Annotated in this window: 1 protein-coding gene; it reads right to left on the bottom strand. The window is 69.7% G+C overall.

Annotation, left to right across the window (positions count from 1 at the left end):
• A partial coding sequence (locus tag R2R70_RS23785) for a sensor histidine kinase (protein WP_410979459.1) occupies nt 1-228 on the bottom strand: 228 nt, incomplete at both ends.

Here is a 228-nt window from a genome sequence, read left to right as displayed (position 1 = left end):
CTGCAAGGCGATCTTGCCGTGCGAAATGCGCGAGACGTCGAGCAGGTCGTCGACGAGACGGCCCAGATGCTCGACCTGACGGCTCGCGATCAGACGCGCGTCGGCGCGTCCGGTATCGCTCGCGCCGTGGCGCGGATCGAGCAGTTCGATGGCGTTGCGGATCGGCGCGAGCGGGTTGCGCAGTTCGTGCGCGAGCGTGGCGAGGAAGCGGTCCTTGCGGCGGTCGGC

It is taken from the genome of Cobetia sp. SIMBA_158, from assembly GCF_046566945.1.
Classification (GTDB): Bacteria; Pseudomonadota; Gammaproteobacteria; order Pseudomonadales; family Halomonadaceae; genus Cobetia; species Cobetia amphilecti.
This window is presented reverse-complemented; position numbering and strand designations above follow the sequence as displayed.